Annotated in this window: 16 protein-coding genes; 10 read left to right on the top strand and 6 right to left on the bottom strand. The window is 68.3% G+C overall.

The window, feature by feature from the left end; translation table 11 throughout:
- Nucleotides 1-335: 335 nt before the first annotated feature.
- Nucleotides 336-512 (top strand): hypothetical protein, encoded by a 177-nt coding sequence (locus tag IFT72_RS11205; RefSeq protein WP_192046463.1) that lies wholly within the window; start codon nucleotides 336-338, stop codon nucleotides 510-512.
- 32 nt (nucleotides 513-544) lie between these two features.
- Nucleotides 545-1,144 (top strand): sugar O-acetyltransferase, encoded by a 600-nt coding sequence (locus IFT72_RS11210; protein ID WP_244634417.1) that lies wholly within the window; start codon nucleotides 545-547, stop codon nucleotides 1,142-1,144.
- 127 nt (nucleotides 1,145-1,271) lie between these two features.
- Here IFT72_RS11210 and IFT72_RS11215 read toward each other — a convergent pair whose 3' ends face one another.
- From IFT72_RS11215 to IFT72_RS11225, 3 genes are read right to left on the bottom strand one after another with little or no spacing between them, the layout of a single operon-like run.
- The gene (locus tag IFT72_RS11215; RefSeq protein ID WP_192046464.1) at nucleotides 1,272-1,586 is read right to left on the bottom strand and encodes a multidrug efflux SMR transporter; all 315 of its coding nucleotides are present in this window, start codon (nucleotides 1,584-1,586) and stop codon (nucleotides 1,272-1,274) included.
- Nucleotides 1,586-1,954: an SMR family transporter gene (locus tag IFT72_RS11220; RefSeq protein WP_192046465.1), complete on the bottom strand. Its 369-nt coding sequence runs from the start codon at nucleotides 1,952-1,954 to the stop codon at nucleotides 1,586-1,588. The genes IFT72_RS11215 and IFT72_RS11220 overlap by 1 nt, the downstream gene beginning before the upstream one ends.
- Nucleotides 1,951-2,565 (bottom strand): TetR/AcrR family transcriptional regulator, encoded by a 615-nt coding sequence (locus IFT72_RS11225; protein ID WP_192046466.1) that lies wholly within the window; start codon nucleotides 2,563-2,565, stop codon nucleotides 1,951-1,953. Before IFT72_RS11225 ends, IFT72_RS11220 begins: the two co-directional genes overlap by 4 nt.
- 262 nt (nucleotides 2,566-2,827) lie before the next feature.
- Here IFT72_RS11225 and IFT72_RS11230 point away from each other — a divergent pair, with 262 nt between their 5' ends.
- Nucleotides 2,828-3,376, top strand: a complete 549-nt coding sequence (locus tag IFT72_RS11230) for an N-acetyltransferase (protein WP_244634423.1) — start codon at nucleotides 2,828-2,830, stop codon at nucleotides 3,374-3,376.
- Nucleotides 3,377-3,503: 127 nt separating this feature from the next.
- On the opposite strand, the gene IFT72_RS11235 is transcribed toward IFT72_RS11230, so the two are convergent.
- Nucleotides 3,504-3,797: a hypothetical protein gene (locus IFT72_RS11235; protein WP_192046467.1), complete on the bottom strand. Its 294-nt coding sequence runs from the start codon at nucleotides 3,795-3,797 to the stop codon at nucleotides 3,504-3,506.
- Between the two features lie 158 nt (nucleotides 3,798-3,955).
- On the opposite strand from IFT72_RS11235, the gene IFT72_RS11240 reads away from it, so the two are divergent.
- The 7 genes from IFT72_RS11240 to IFT72_RS11270 all read left to right on the top strand — a co-directional run bounded on the left by IFT72_RS11240 (nucleotide 3,956) and on the right by IFT72_RS11270 (nucleotide 11,914).
- Nucleotides 3,956-4,972, top strand: coding sequence for a LacI family DNA-binding transcriptional regulator (locus tag IFT72_RS11240; RefSeq protein WP_192046468.1), 1,017 nt, complete (start codon nucleotides 3,956-3,958; stop codon nucleotides 4,970-4,972).
- Nucleotides 4,973-5,148: 176 nt separating this feature from the next.
- The gene (locus tag IFT72_RS11245; RefSeq protein WP_192046469.1) at nucleotides 5,149-7,290 is read left to right on the top strand and encodes a beta-galactosidase; all 2,142 of its coding nucleotides are present in this window, start codon (nucleotides 5,149-5,151) and stop codon (nucleotides 7,288-7,290) included.
- Between the two features lie 62 nt (nucleotides 7,291-7,352).
- Entirely contained in the window at nucleotides 7,353-8,711 is a 1,359-nt protein-coding gene (locus tag IFT72_RS11250) for an ABC transporter substrate-binding protein (RefSeq protein WP_192046470.1), read from the top strand.
- An 82-nt stretch (nucleotides 8,712-8,793) separates the two neighbouring features.
- Complete coding sequence (locus IFT72_RS11255) at nucleotides 8,794-9,756, top strand: carbohydrate ABC transporter permease (protein WP_192046471.1); 963 nt, start codon at nucleotides 8,794-8,796, stop codon at nucleotides 9,754-9,756.
- Nucleotides 9,753-10,718, top strand: a complete 966-nt coding sequence (locus IFT72_RS11260; RefSeq protein WP_371741267.1) for a carbohydrate ABC transporter permease — start codon at nucleotides 9,753-9,755, stop codon at nucleotides 10,716-10,718. The genes IFT72_RS11255 and IFT72_RS11260 overlap by 4 nt, the downstream gene beginning before the upstream one ends.
- Before the next feature lie 106 nt (nucleotides 10,719-10,824).
- A complete protein-coding gene (locus tag IFT72_RS11265) occupies nucleotides 10,825-11,409 on the top strand; it encodes a LacI family DNA-binding transcriptional regulator (protein ID WP_192046472.1) in 585 nt (194 codons plus the stop codon).
- Nucleotides 11,410-11,518: 109 nt separating this feature from the next.
- Nucleotides 11,519-11,914, top strand: coding sequence for a DUF6228 family protein (locus IFT72_RS11270; protein ID WP_192046473.1), 396 nt, complete (start codon nucleotides 11,519-11,521; stop codon nucleotides 11,912-11,914).
- 49 nt (nucleotides 11,915-11,963) lie between these two features.
- Here the strand turns inward: IFT72_RS11270 and IFT72_RS11275 are convergent, their stop codons facing one another.
- Together IFT72_RS11275 and IFT72_RS11280 are read right to left on the bottom strand one after the other, a co-directional pair.
- Nucleotides 11,964-12,395, bottom strand: a complete 432-nt coding sequence (locus tag IFT72_RS11275; protein WP_192046474.1) for a hypothetical protein — start codon at nucleotides 12,393-12,395, stop codon at nucleotides 11,964-11,966.
- A 63-nt stretch (nucleotides 12,396-12,458) separates the two neighbouring features.
- Nucleotides 12,459-13,004, bottom strand: coding sequence for a hypothetical protein (locus IFT72_RS11280; protein ID WP_192046475.1), 546 nt, complete (start codon nucleotides 13,002-13,004; stop codon nucleotides 12,459-12,461).
- Between the last annotated feature and the right edge of the window lie 46 nt (nucleotides 13,005-13,050).

A 13,050-nucleotide genomic window follows, 5' to 3' on the forward strand; every position in this document is an offset into this window, starting at 1 on the left:
AGAGGTTGTGTAGTCGAGGAACGAGGGTGAGCGTCTGTCTGCTCCAACAGAAGTCGCTGCATTCCCAGAAGCCAGTTGAGAGACGCATTTGGCTAAATTATTGTGAGAACGGGATTGGCAAGACTCCTGAGAAACGGTGAGCAGAACAGGGTTGAGTTCGCACGCTCCCGTGAAAAGGCACAACAGTGTTGTGACTTCTCATCGGTTTCTGGGTTTGACCCTGACAATCCAACCAGGACTGGACCCAGCTTCGTAGCCCTGACTTGTCTTGCCCGTCAGTGGCTGAGGGGTGGGCTCGACTCACCATTCGCGGGACGCTTGATGAGCAGGGACAGGTGATGAGTGACGCCGGCGCAGACATGGGCGGAGCATCGGCCATGTTCGAGGACGAAGAATCAGTGGCGAAGATGGCAGGATCGTTCCCGCTGAAGCGCCTCGGATCGATGGGAGGCGGAGGCATGACCCCTGATTCCCTCGCCCAGCTGCTGGCCGCAGCCAATGCGCCTCGCTGACAGCACCACTGATCTGGACAGGACCAGCTTGCATGGATGACACCGACATCATCCACCGGGATCAGTTCCCGGGAGATTCTCGGACCAATCGTGAACGGATGCTCGCCGGCGACCTCTACATCGCCGATGACCCCGACAACGAGCGCCTCGCCGCCCGGGGCGCCCGGCTGGCCGATGCGTACCATCGGGCGCAGATCGACGGCGATGCCGAGTCCCGCACGCTCTTGACCGATCTCCTGGGTTCATTCGGCGAGGACTCCTTCATCAAGGCACCCCTCTTCGTGGACTACGGCGAGAACATCCACATCGGCCGCCGGACCTTCGTCAACTACAACCTGACCGCCCTGGACGTGGCAGCCATACACATCGGTGACGACTGTCAGATCGGCCCGAACGTGCAGCTCCTCACACCCACCCACCCCGTCGAAGCCGAAGCACGACGGAACAAGCTCGAAGCAGCTCGCCCGATCAGCATCGGGAACAACGTCTGGCTCGGTGGCGGCGTCATCGTGTGCCCGGGCATCACGATCGGGGACGACAGCGTCATCGGGGCAGGAGCCGTCGTCACGAAGGACATCCCCGCAGGTGTCGTGGCCGTGGGCAACCCCGCTCGGGTGGTTCGTTCGATCTGACGCTCACCACGATCAACATCCGTGACGGCCCCTGCTGGCACTTCTCGTGCCGACAGGGGCCGTCGTCAGTCGACTGGGGGCGAGGCTGGGGCTGTGGAGGACGTGAACAGGCACGACGAGCGGGGGATCAGTGACCGAGCTCGATCAGGAGGACGCCCGCGATGATGCAGGCGATGCCGGCTCCCATGAGCCAGGTGAGGGGGTCCTTGAACAGGAGGCGCCCGATGACCGCCGTGAGGGCGACGCCGGTGGCGGCCCAGACGCCGTAGGCGACTCCGATCGGCAGGCCCAGTGAGAGAGCTCCGGCCAGGAGTGAGAAGGCGGTGACGTAGCCGATCCCGACGACGATGTACCAGCGCTTCCTGCCGTCGGTGGCGAGCTTCAGGCTGACGGTGGCCGCGACTTCTAACACGATCGCGACGGACAGCAGGATCCAGGCCATCAGATGCTTCTCTCGAGGCGGAGAGCAGCAGCCTCGGCACGTGCCGCATGCGCCCGCTGGGACCCGAGCTCGACGAGGAGCACGCCCGCGACGATGAGCACGAGGCCGAGGACCATGACCCCAGTGAGTGCTTGGTCGAAGAGGATCGACGCCATGACGGCGGTCACCGCGACGCCCGCGGCGCCCCAGATGCCGTAGGCGACTCCGATGGCCATGTTGCCCTTCAGGACGCGGGTCAGGCAGAAGAACGCCGAGAGGTACCCGGCCACGACGAGGGCGTACCAGCCGGGAGCGTCGACGGCGGCCTGCAGGGCGAGAGAGGCGGTGACCTCGACGGCGATCGCCCCGGCGAGCCACAGCCAGGTCACGACCCGCTCCCGTCGAGCAGGGACGCGACGGCCCGGGCGGCGAGGCCGACGGAGGCGCGGGCGGCCTCGTCGTCGCGGTCGGCGAGCCAGGCGGTGGCGACCCCGTCGGCGACGGCGATGAGCAGCGCCGCGACCTCGCTCGTGGGGGCTGACCAGCGGAGCCCGTCGGAGGCGGTCCACTCGTCGACGTTGCGGGTGACCTCCCGGCCGTATTCCTCCTGCTCCCACCGGGCCAGGTGGCGGAGGGCCGGGTCGCGGTGCGACAGGGCGGTCAGCTCGACGAGGGCGACCGCGTGGTCGGGCCGTGCCGCCACGAGGTCGAGCCTCGCCTGCAGGCCGTTGGCGATGCGCTTCGTGGGCGAGAGCGGCTCAGCCGGCGGGTCGAACGCCGCGACGAGGGAGGCGCGGAGCTCCTGGCCGAGGATCGCCGAGAAGAGATCGGCCTTGGAGTCGAAGCAGTAGTGGAACGACCCGTGCGGCAGGCCGGCACGAGCCGTGACGGCACGGGTGGTGACCGCGGCGACTCCTTCGTCGGTCATGACAGCGACGGCCGCGTCGATCAGCTGGCGGCGGCGTTCGTCCTGGGGGCGGTGCTCTCGGGGCGGGGTCATGACCGCGAGCCTACGCATATTTGGCCATGTGGCCAACTGCGTGTTCACCGAGTACTTCCTGACCATCGAGCGGTCACGGCCCCTATTTGGCCACTTGGCCAGATCGAGGTCGTACGGTCACCCCATGACCTCTTCCAGGAAGCGTCCCCCTTCGCCGACACCATCGTCGCGAGACGCCCGCTCAGTCGACATCCGACGGGCTCACCCCTCGCAGCGAGCGGCCGCACGGCCGCTCGCTGAGGCGTTCGAGAACGATCCGGTCATGGCGTCGTTCGTCCCTCCGGGTCCTCGGCGACGGCATCGGCTCGAGGAGCTGTTCTGGGCGATGCTGCGCTCGGGGCCGGTGCAGGCCGGCACGGTGGACGTCGCCGTCGATGCTCGGGGCGAGGTCGTCGGCACCGCGGTCTGGGAGGCTCACCGCACCGGCCGGGAGTCGCCGTGGCCCACCGTGGCGCAGCTGCCCGGCTACCTGCGGGCACTGGGCATCCGTGGGGCGGTGGCGGCGCTGCGGCACCGCACGGCGCTCCAGCGTCCACGACCGACGCTGCCCCACTGGTACCTCGCCGAGATCGGCGTCTCGACGACCGCGCGGGGCCTCGGAGTCGGGACGTCGCTGCTCGAGCATCGCCTGCGGCAGATCGACGCGGCGGGTGATGCTGCTTACCTCGAATCCTCGACGGAACGGAACAGGGCCCTCTACCGCCGCCACGGCTTCGTCGAGCTCGGCCCCATCACGGGCCTTCCCTCGGCCGAGCCCATGGCGATGTGGCGTCCACGTGACGCGAGCGGTGGTGCATCCATCACGACCTGAGCCCGAGATCGACGGTTCCAATGACCGGCTACCGGAAGGGTGCCAGATGCGAAGCGTCGATCGTCAGGCGCCGCGCACGGCCGCGAGCATGACGTCGTCGGTGATCGGCAGCGAGGAGAACGGTGATTCACGACTCGTCGCGGAAGTCGGAGATCGTCTTCTCCACGAGGCACGGTTCCTCGAAGACGACGTCGCAGCCCTCGCTCTGAGGCGACTGGGCCTCGAGCCCGACCTCCACAGGCTCGTCACCCTTCGGGAGGGAGAACGCGCGGATCAACATCCAGAAATCACCAGCGGGAGCATCCGTTAGAAGCGTCGCAGCGTCGTGCAGTGTCGACGACGTGACTTGGCCGCCGTCGTCTCCGCCTGGGTCAATCAAGATGTCGGTGCCTGGGATGCTGGACACGCTGAGTGTCTTCACGCTCCCGACAGGCATCCCGCGTTCAGGACCGGGTGCTCGGGGCGGTGACGACGATCCCGGCGGCGGCACCGGCTAGCCCGTTTGCCTAGATCGGTCGGGGGGCGTCAGCAGGACCACCGACATCTGTATGGACTCGCGAGTCGTACTACGCTCCGTGCATGCCCGAAGCCACGATCTACGACGTGGCCAAGCGTGCAGGCGTGTCTCACCAGACCGTCAGTCGGTTCCTGCGGGGCTTCGAAGGGATCCGTCCGGCCACGCGCGAGAAGGTCGAGAGCGCGTTGGCTGAACTCGACTACCGACCGAACAGCGCAGCGCGGTTCCTCCGTCTCGGACGCTCCAACCGCATCGCCCTCCTCGCGGACAACATGCACCAGTCGGGCCCAGCGCTCACGATCGCGGGGGCCACCGAGGCCGCGCGCAGCCTCGGCTACGTGACCGACATCGTCTCCATGGACGGCACCGACGTCGACAGCGTCAGAGACGCACTCGACCTCGTGCTCAGCCAGCAGATCTCGGGCATCGTCCTCACGGCTCAGACTGCGGTGGCGCGGGAGGCGATAGCCGAGCGGAACATGACCGTGCCCGTTGCGCGGGACTTCGGACTGTTGCTCAGAGATTCCGACCAGACGGTAAACGAGGACGTCGGCCGCCTGGCCGGAGAGCACCTCCTCACCCTCGGTCACCGCGACGTCGCGTACGTCGCGGGCCCCCTCCAGTGGCTCCCGGCACGAGAGCGCCTCGACGGCTTCAGGAAGGCCTTCATCGGCGGCGGAGGCCGCATCGCTCGAGTCGTCGAGGGAGATTGGTCCGCCGACTCGGGTTTCTCCGCAGGCCTGACTCTCGTCGCGGATCATGCGTTGGGTGGAGGCTCCGGCGGGATCACGGCGATCGCCCTCGCCAACGACCCGATGGCGATGGGCTTGATGGCCGCCCTGTCCTCTCACGGAGTGTCAGTGCCGGCTGACGTCAGTGTCGTGGGCGTCGACAATGCTCCGGAGGCGAGGTTCATGGTCCCGCCGTTGACGTCGATCGACATGGACTTCCGATCGGAGGGCGCTCATGTCGTGACCGCCCTCATCGCGGTCATCGAGGGCAAGGCAGAAGATCGCCCTGTCCGCCTCCCCGCTCCTCGGCTCATCGTCCGCACCTCCACGGCTGCTCCGCGCTCGTGACCTCCCTCTCGGGCACCCCGCTCGGGTGACCTCGAACATCCTCTTGCGATGCGCGAGAGGGTGGGCTAGCTTCACTTCCACGGCGATGTTATCGACAACATCGCTGCAGGCAGCAGCAGGAAACTGTGGCGCACACCGCCGGTCGACGACGTCCGGCACGAGAGAACAGGTCGACGATGACGTCAGCACCCACCCACTCCGGAGTCCTCTTCGGGGCCGCCTACTACGCCGAGTACCAGCAGGACGGCACCCTCGATCGCGATCTCGATCTCATGGTCGAGGCGGGCTTCACCGTCATCCGCGTCGGGGAGTCCGTCTGGTCCACCTGGGAGCCCCGCGAGGGCGAGTTCGACCTCGACTGGCTGCAGCCCGTCCTGGACGGAGCCCACGCCCGCGGCATCTCCGTGATCCTCGGAACGCCGACCTACGCCGTGCCGCCGTGGCTGCAGGTGCTGCACCCCGAGATCGCCGCCGAGCGCGTCACCGGCCACCGTGCCGGCTGGGGCGCCCGCCAGGAGATGGACCAGAGCCACCCCGCCTACCGCTTCTACGCCGAGCGCATCGTTCGTCGGGTCGCCGCGCGATACGCGGACCACCCGGCCGTCGTCGGCTGGCAGGTCGACAACGAGCCCGGCAACGAGCTGCCCCGCAACGACCAGGTCTTCAGGCGTTTCGTCGCATGGCTCGAGCGCCGCTACGGCACGGTCGAGTCGTTGAACGACGAGTGGGGTCTCGTCTACTGGTCGCACCGCCTCACGGACTGGTCGCAGCTCTGGCGCCCCGACGGCAACGTCCAACCGCAGTACGACCTCGAGTGGCGCCGCTTCCAGGGCGAGCTGGCTGACGAGCTCATCGCCTGGCAGGCCGACGTCGTGCGCGAGTACGCCAGGGACGACCAGTTCGTCACGACCTGCATCTCGTACGCCCGTCCCCAGGTCGCCGACGACCGCCTCGTCAAGAGCTTGGACGTCACGGCCGGCAACCCGTACTACAAGATGCAGGACGGCCTCACCCGCGGCGTCGAGGTGCAGCGCGAGGCAGGCTGGTGGCACACCGGCGTCTGGGCCCTGCACCAGTGGGGTGACCGTGCCTTCTCGTCGGCGCAGGCGCCGTTCCTCGTCACCGAGACCAACGCCCAGTCCATCGGCGGACCCTGGCAGAACCAGCCGCCGTTCGACGGCCAGATCAAACAGGCAGCCCTCGCGCTCGTCGCCCGCGGCGCCCGCATGGTCGAGTACTGGCACTGGCACACGCTGCACTTCGGCGTCGAGACCTACTGGGGCGGCGTGCTGCCGCACAGCCAGCGTCCCGGCCGTATCTACCGCGAGGTCGCAGCCCTCGGCGCCACGCTCAAGGCCCTGGGGGGCGCGGTGGACGGCCTCGTCCCCACCGCCGACGTGCTCATGCTCTGGTCCACCGACACGAAGTGGTCCTTCGAGGGCTACCCGCCCCTCGCTCTCCCGGACGGCAGCCCCGACCCCGACTCGTACCTGCACCTGTTCGATGCCCATTACCGGGGGCTCGCCGAGGCCGGCGCGCAAGTGCGGATCCAGCACGTGGCGCAGTTCCTCGCCGCCGACCCCGCATCCGTCGCGGCAGAGCACCCCGTGCTCGTCGTGCCCGGTCTGTACGTCGCCGACGACGAGACCCTCGAGGCCCTCGCCGCCTACGCGGAGGCGGGTGGCCACCTCGTCGTCGGCGTCCGCACCGGCTACGGCGACGAGCTCGCCCGGGCACGGCGGGACGTCGCCCCGGCGGTCCTCTCGGGCCCCGCCGGCGTCTGGTACGAGGAGTACACCAACCTCGATGAGCCGCTGCCGGTGCAGACGGCAGTAGCGACGACACCGGCGGGCGAGCTCGAGCTCGAGCCCGGCTCGGCCGGCACACGCTGGGCAGACGTGCTGGTCGTCGAGGAGGCGGAGGTCGTGCTGTGGTTCCCGGACACCGAGATCAGAGCCGACGCCGTGATGACGACCCGCACCTCCGGTGCAGGTCGCGTCACGTACATCGCCACGGTGCCCAACCCCGAGCTCTCGCGCAGCATCGCCCGCTGGCTCCTGCCGGCGACGTCAGCGAGTGCATGGGCGGCGACCGACACGGTCACCGTCACGACGGGCACCCGCCCCGGGTTCTCCGACCTGGCGTTCGTGTCGAACTGGTCGGCCCACGAGGCGACCGTCACCACGCCCACAGCGGTCCGCGACCTCGAGACCCGCCAGGCCGCGGCAGCCGGGACCACCGTCACTCTCGCCCCGCGCTCGGCCCACGTCTTCGAGCTCATCGACGGCGAGGCCGGGACCGAGCCAGCGACCCCCTAGTCACCCCCTCCACCACCCCTCCCTACCGGCCACAACCCCCACCCCCTCTAGGAAGAACTGTCATGAAGAGAAAGAACACAGCAAAGGCGCTCGTGTCCCTGGCGATCGTCTCGGCGTTCACGCTGACCGCGTGTGCACCGTCCGGCGGCGCGGCCGACGGCGGCGGCGGCACCACCGACACCGTCTCCCAGGCCGACATCGACAAGGCGATGGACACCGAGACGACGATCACTTTCTGGACCTGGGTGCCTGACGTCCAGAAGGAGGTCGACCTCTTCGAGGCCAAGTACCCGAAGATCAACGTCGAGGTCGTCAACACGGGCACCGGTACCGTCCAGTACCCGAAGCTCCGCACGGCGCTGAAGGCCGGCAAGGGCGCGCCCGACGTGGCACAGATCGAGTACCAGTACATCCCGTCGTTCCGTCAGACGAACAGCCTCGTCGACCTCACGCCCTACGGTGGTGCGGAGCTGGAGGACAAGACCGTCGACTGGATCTGGAACCAGGTCGCCGACGACACCGGTGTCTGGTCGGTGCCTCAGGACTCCGGCCCGATCGGCAACCTCTACCGGTCCGACATCTACGAGCAGGCAGGACTCACGGAGGCGCCCGCCACGTGGGACGACTTCGCCAGCGACGCCCAGGTCATCAAGGACAAGACCGACTCGTACATCTCCAACCTGCCCGGCAACGACCCGGGCCAGGTCGTGAGCCTCTTCTGGCAGGCTGGCGCGCAGCCATTCTCCTACGACGGCGACAAGACCGTCGGCATCGACCTGGACTCGCCCGACACGCAGAAGGTCGTCACCTTCTGGCAGGACCTGATCGACAAGGACCTCGTCTCCACGGACGCCGACTTCAACGACGCTTGGTACCAGGGCTTCTCGTCGGGCAAGTACGCCAGCTGGCAGACCGCTGCGTGGGGCCCCGTGTTCCTCCAGGGCACGGCCGCGAACACCGCCGGCAAGTGGACCGCCGCGAAGATCCCGCAGTGGGAGGCCGGCGACGACGTCTCGGGCAACTGGGGCGGCTCGAGCGACGCCGTGATCGAGGGCACCGCGAACCCGATCGTCGCTGCCGAGTTCAGCAAGTTCCTCAACACCGACCCCGAGTCGACGCTGCAGTTCGCCAACGAGCAGTTCCTCTTCCCGACGACGACCGACACTCTGACGAGCCCGGAGTTCACGGACACAGCCTCGGACTTCTACGGCGGCCAGAAGGTCAACGAGCTCTTCGCCGACATCTCCGACACGGTCAGCACCGACTTCCAGTGGCTGCCGTTCAACGACTACGTCTACTCGAGCTTCAACGACACCCTCGGCAAGGCGATCGCTGACCACGGTGACATGTCCGCCGCCCTCACGGCGTGGCAGGACGACGTCACCGCCTACGCGAAGCAGCAGGGCTTCACCGTCAAGTAGCGCTCACGGACGCCCCTGTCGCCGCCCCCTTCCCCGGGGCCGGCGGCGACGGGGGCGCCCCCGGCCCGGCAAAGGAGTCCCCATGGCCACGTCCGTCACCCCTCCTCGTGAGGCGCCCCGCGCCTCCTCGTCCTCTCGTCAGCCCGCGACGCCGCGGCGCTCGAGCTCGCTGCACCGCCCCCAGCTCATCGCGGCATGGGCGCTGGCGATCCCGTTCCTGGTCGTGTTCGCCGGCATGTTCCTCGTGCCGCTCGGCTACGCCGGGTACCTCAGCACCTTCACCTCGCAGCTCGTCGGCGGGCAGGTCTTCTCCGGCCTCGCCAACTACCAGCGCGCCCTCAGCGACCCCAGCTTCTACGCAGGCCTCGGGCGGGTGGCGCTGTTCCTGTTCGTGCAGGTGCCGATCATGCTCGTGATCGCGCTCTTCGTCGCCCTCGCCCTCGACACTGGCAAGGTCGCCGGCAGCAAGTTCGTCCGGCTCGCGATCTTCGTGCCGTACGCCGTCCCGGGCGTCGTCGCGACGCTGATGTGGGGCTATCTCTACGGCCGCGAATCCGGCCTCATCGCCCAGGTGCTCACCAGCGCTGGCCTGCCCGCGCCCGACCTGCTGTCACCCCAGAACGTCCTCGGCAGCACGATGAACATCGTCAGCTGGGAGTTCATCGGCTACAACATGATCGTCCTCTACGCCGCGCTCCGCAGCGTGCCCACCGAGATGTACGAAGCCGCCGAGATCGACGGCGCCGGCCCCTGGCGGGTGGCCTGGAGCATCAAGATCCCCGCGATCCGCTCGGCGATCCTGCTCACGGTCATCTTCTCGGTGATCGGGTCGTTCCAGCTCTTCAACGAGCCGAACCTGCTCTACAGCATCGCCCCGAACGCCATCGGCTCGGACTTCACTCCGAACCTCTACGCCTACAACGTCGCCTTCAAGAACCAGGACGTCAACTACGCAGCGGCCATCGCGTTCTTGCTCGGGTTCCTCATCATGATCATCAGCTACGTGGTGCAGCTCGCCACCTCGCGCAAGGAGCGACTCTCGTGACGATCGCACCCGCACCCGTCGACACCGCCGGAGCCACGGCCGCCGACCGACCTGATCCCCGCCTCGAGAGCGCAGGAGGCGCGGGTCGGCGACGCCCTCGAGGTCGCGTCGACCGATCCAAGAAGAAGGCGCCGATCCTCACCGTGATCCTCTGGATCACGCTGGCGTACTTCCTCCTGCCGCTCGTCTGGCTCGGGGTGCAGGCGACGAAGACGAACGCCGACATCTTCAGCACGTTCGGCCTGGCGTTCGGGCGCACCTTCGCTCTCGGCGACAACGTCGCCCAGCTGTTCACCTTCCAGGACGGCATCTTCCTGCAATGGATGGGCAACACGGTCCTCTACGCCGTGGTGAGCTCTGTCGGAGCTGCGATCCTCGCAACCATGTGCGGCTACTCCCTGGCGAAGTACGTGTTCCGCGGCCGGTCGTTCGTCTTCGGGCTGATCCTCGGCGCCGTCATGGTGCCGCTGACCGCCCTGGCGATCCCGACCTACCTGCTGTTCAGCGCGGCCAACCTCGTCGACACCCCGTGGGCGATCATCCTGCCGTCGCTCGTCAGCCCCTTCGGCGTCTACCTCATGCGCGTCTACGCAGCCGAGGCGGTCGACGACAGCTTGCTGGAGGCGGCCCGCATCGACGGCGCCGGCGAGCTGCGCATCTTCCTCACCATCTCGTCGAGGCTGCTCGCCCCGGGCATGGTGACCGTACTGCTGTTCGCCCTGGTGTCGACGTGGAACAACTACTTCCTCCCGCTCATCATGCTGAACGACCCGAGCCTGTTCCCGGCGACGGTCGGCCTCGCTCAGTGGCAACAGGCAGCGACCGGAGGCGGCGGCGCCCAGGTGCTCTTCTCGACCGTGCTGACAGGGTCGTTCGTCTCCATCCTGCCGCTCGTCGTCGCCTTCCTCTTCCTGCAGAGGTTCTGGCAGTCGGGGCTCAGCGCAGGAGGGGTCAAGGGGTAGGGAGGCACGTCGGGGCGGTCTGCTCAGGACCGGCCCCGACGTCCCGCTCTCGACCCCGCGGCTCATCGAGGAGCGTGACCGGATGACAGGGACGAGGAACGCGACCATGCGAGACGTCGCGTGCACGGCCGGGGTCTCCCAGCAGACAGTCTTCCGCGTGCTGCGGACCCCGGACGCTGTCGCCGCGGAGACTCGAGCACGTGTCCTGATGGTCATCGCGACGCTGGGGTACGTGCCCAACGAGGCTGCTCGACAACTCCAGTCCGCTCGCTTCACAGAGCCACCCGTCTCAGCCACCGATGCGGGCGCCGAGTGGCTCAGCCCGATGCCAGCCGGGGACGAGCTCGGCTACCCGGAGGCGTGTCACGTTCTCGCGAGCCTTCATCTGTTGGCCAGAGCTTGGGGGGCGAGCCGTCTCGACACCGACGCGCGCGAGCGAGTATCGATGTCCCTCGCCGCGGTGAGAGGACAACTAGTAGCTCATGATCTCGAAGGTCCCGGAGCACTGCTGAACGCGCAAGGGGAACTAGCCAGAGCCTCGCGCAACGCGATGCTGATCGGCCTCGAGGAGCACCTGCGAGCTCGAGTCCAGTCGCTCTTGCCCCGAGAGCCCGACGCATACGACTGGGGCACCCTCCTGAGCTCTGTTGAGCAACTCGCGACAGCTCTCGACACCCCGTCTTCACCGTGAGCACCACCAGACAGGAGCATCCATCGAGCTCGTCGACCTGAGGCCGAGGTCGCGGTCGGGACACAGCGAGCCATCGCCCTGCAGCGCACTTCACTGCCAAGCTGACCCCATGATTCCCGTCGTCATCATCGGCACGCGCTCCGAGGGTGTGACCGTCCTCGACGTCGAGCGGTTGCCGCACGAGGAGGGCGAGCAGGTGCTGGTCGAGATCAGCCGCGGAGGCCTCACCGCGGCTCGCTGGGTCTTCTTCTTCCACGATGCACCTGAGCTCGCCCGCTACTTCTCCTCCCTCTCCCGGCACTGGCGCGGGTGGCAGGGCACGAAGGAGTGGAAGAGCCTGGAAGGCGATCTCGACATCCAGGCCTCCCACACCGGGTCCCACGTCGACTTCGTCGTCTCGCTCCGCTCCGAGCCGTCCTGGCGATCCGAGATCAGCCTCACCGTCGCGGCCGGCACCGACCTCGAGCGGATCGCCGACGTCTTGGCGGCGACCCTGCCAACCTGAGCGGGCGGCGATGGGACGGGTGCGGGGAGTCGACCTGCGACTCCTCGGGTCAGTTCTGGTCGTGGACGCAGGGGGCGTCGTCGCCGAAGGCCTCGGTGACGCGGCGGACGGCCTCGGGGGTGCCCCACTGCTCGACGTGCTCGCAGGCGCGATCGGCCCGGGAGGCGTACATGCCGAAGACGCCGACGTCGACGTAGGTGTAGTCGTGGACTCCGACGGAGCGGGCGCCGGTGCCGGGCTCGTCGGGCAGGTCGATCACGGCTCCGTCGGGGAAGCGCATCTCGACTCCGTGCGGCGCACAGGTGGGCAGGGCGTCGGTCGAGAGGTCGGCCACGATCACCGGCTCGTCCGTGCTGCACCACGGGATGTCCGTCTCGGCGGCCGTGAGGGTGAGCGGCACGTCGGGGTCGGCCCTCACCGCGAGCACCAGCAGGCCCAGGGCGAGGAGGAGCGCCGCCGTGATCCCTGCGAGGAGCTTCATGAGGCGAACCTACTGCTGGGCCGGGGGCCGAGGGAGGCGCTGGTCAACTGACCCGCGCCCCCGTCAGTTGCCGGTGGCGTCGAGCAGGGCCGCGACGGCCTCGTCGACGGTGTCGTGGGTGGTCAGCGTCGTGGTGGGGGTGGCGGCCTGCCAGCCCTCGCCAGGGCGCCCGCGGAGGGAGCCGACGTGGTCGGTGTAGCGACCACGGTCGTCGGTGGCCGACGACGAGAAGACGGCGAACTCCACGAGGAGGCCGGGACCCGTGGGAACAGGACTGACGACCGACCCCTGCGGGCCGGGGAACGGCTCGGTGGCACTCACGGCTGTCATGTCGGCCACGTACGAAGCGTGCCGGTCGGCCCTGATGATCTCGAGGTCGCGACCTGCCCGCCCCCGTGCGAGGCCGTCGTCGAGGGCGTCCGACTCGGAGTCGTACACGGTCGTCCGCCCCCACGGTGACGCACGTTCGCCGGTCGCCCAGACCTGGTAGCCACCGGTGTCGCCCGTCGTGACCACGACCATGTCGGTGTCGTTCAGGTGCGGCTCGAAGATCTTCATGCGCAGGCCCTCCGCGTCGCGCAGGGCGCGGGCCTCGTCGACGGTCGTCATGCGTCAGGCCTCGAGGTCGGTCGTGTCGGTCATCTCTGTCCCCCCG

Origin of the sequence: Frigoribacterium sp. CFBP 8754 (assembly GCF_014841815.1) — a bacterium.
Lineage (GTDB): Bacteria > Actinomycetota > Actinomycetes > Actinomycetales > Microbacteriaceae > Frigoribacterium > Frigoribacterium endophyticum.

Coding starts and splice junctions, on each gene's coding strand:
- IFT72_RS11280 (WP_192046475.1), bottom strand. CDS start 13,004: ATGACGACCGTCGACGAGGCCCGCGCCCTGCGCGACGCGGAGGGCCTG.
- IFT72_RS11215 (WP_192046464.1), bottom strand. CDS start 1,586: ATGGCCTGGATCCTGCTGTCCGTCGCGATCGTGTTAGAAGTCGCGGCC.
- IFT72_RS11225 (WP_192046466.1), bottom strand. CDS start 2,565: ATGACCCCGCCCCGAGAGCACCGCCCCCAGGACGAACGCCGCCGCCAG.
- IFT72_RS11255 (WP_192046471.1), top strand. CDS start 8,794: ATGGCCACGTCCGTCACCCCTCCTCGTGAGGCGCCCCGCGCCTCCTCG.
- IFT72_RS11270 (WP_192046473.1), top strand. CDS start 11,519: ATGATTCCCGTCGTCATCATCGGCACGCGCTCCGAGGGTGTGACCGTC.
- IFT72_RS11275 (WP_192046474.1), bottom strand. CDS start 12,395: ATGAAGCTCCTCGCAGGGATCACGGCGGCGCTCCTCCTCGCCCTGGGC.
- IFT72_RS11210 (WP_244634417.1), top strand. CDS start 545: ATGGATGACACCGACATCATCCACCGGGATCAGTTCCCGGGAGATTCT.
- IFT72_RS11250 (WP_192046470.1), top strand. CDS start 7,353: ATGAAGAGAAAGAACACAGCAAAGGCGCTCGTGTCCCTGGCGATCGTC.
- IFT72_RS11240 (WP_192046468.1), top strand. CDS start 3,956: ATGCCCGAAGCCACGATCTACGACGTGGCCAAGCGTGCAGGCGTGTCT.
- IFT72_RS11230 (WP_244634423.1), top strand. CDS start 2,828: ATGGCGTCGTTCGTCCCTCCGGGTCCTCGGCGACGGCATCGGCTCGAG.
- IFT72_RS11265 (WP_192046472.1), top strand. CDS start 10,825: ATGCGAGACGTCGCGTGCACGGCCGGGGTCTCCCAGCAGACAGTCTTC.
- IFT72_RS11245 (WP_192046469.1), top strand. CDS start 5,149: ATGACGTCAGCACCCACCCACTCCGGAGTCCTCTTCGGGGCCGCCTAC.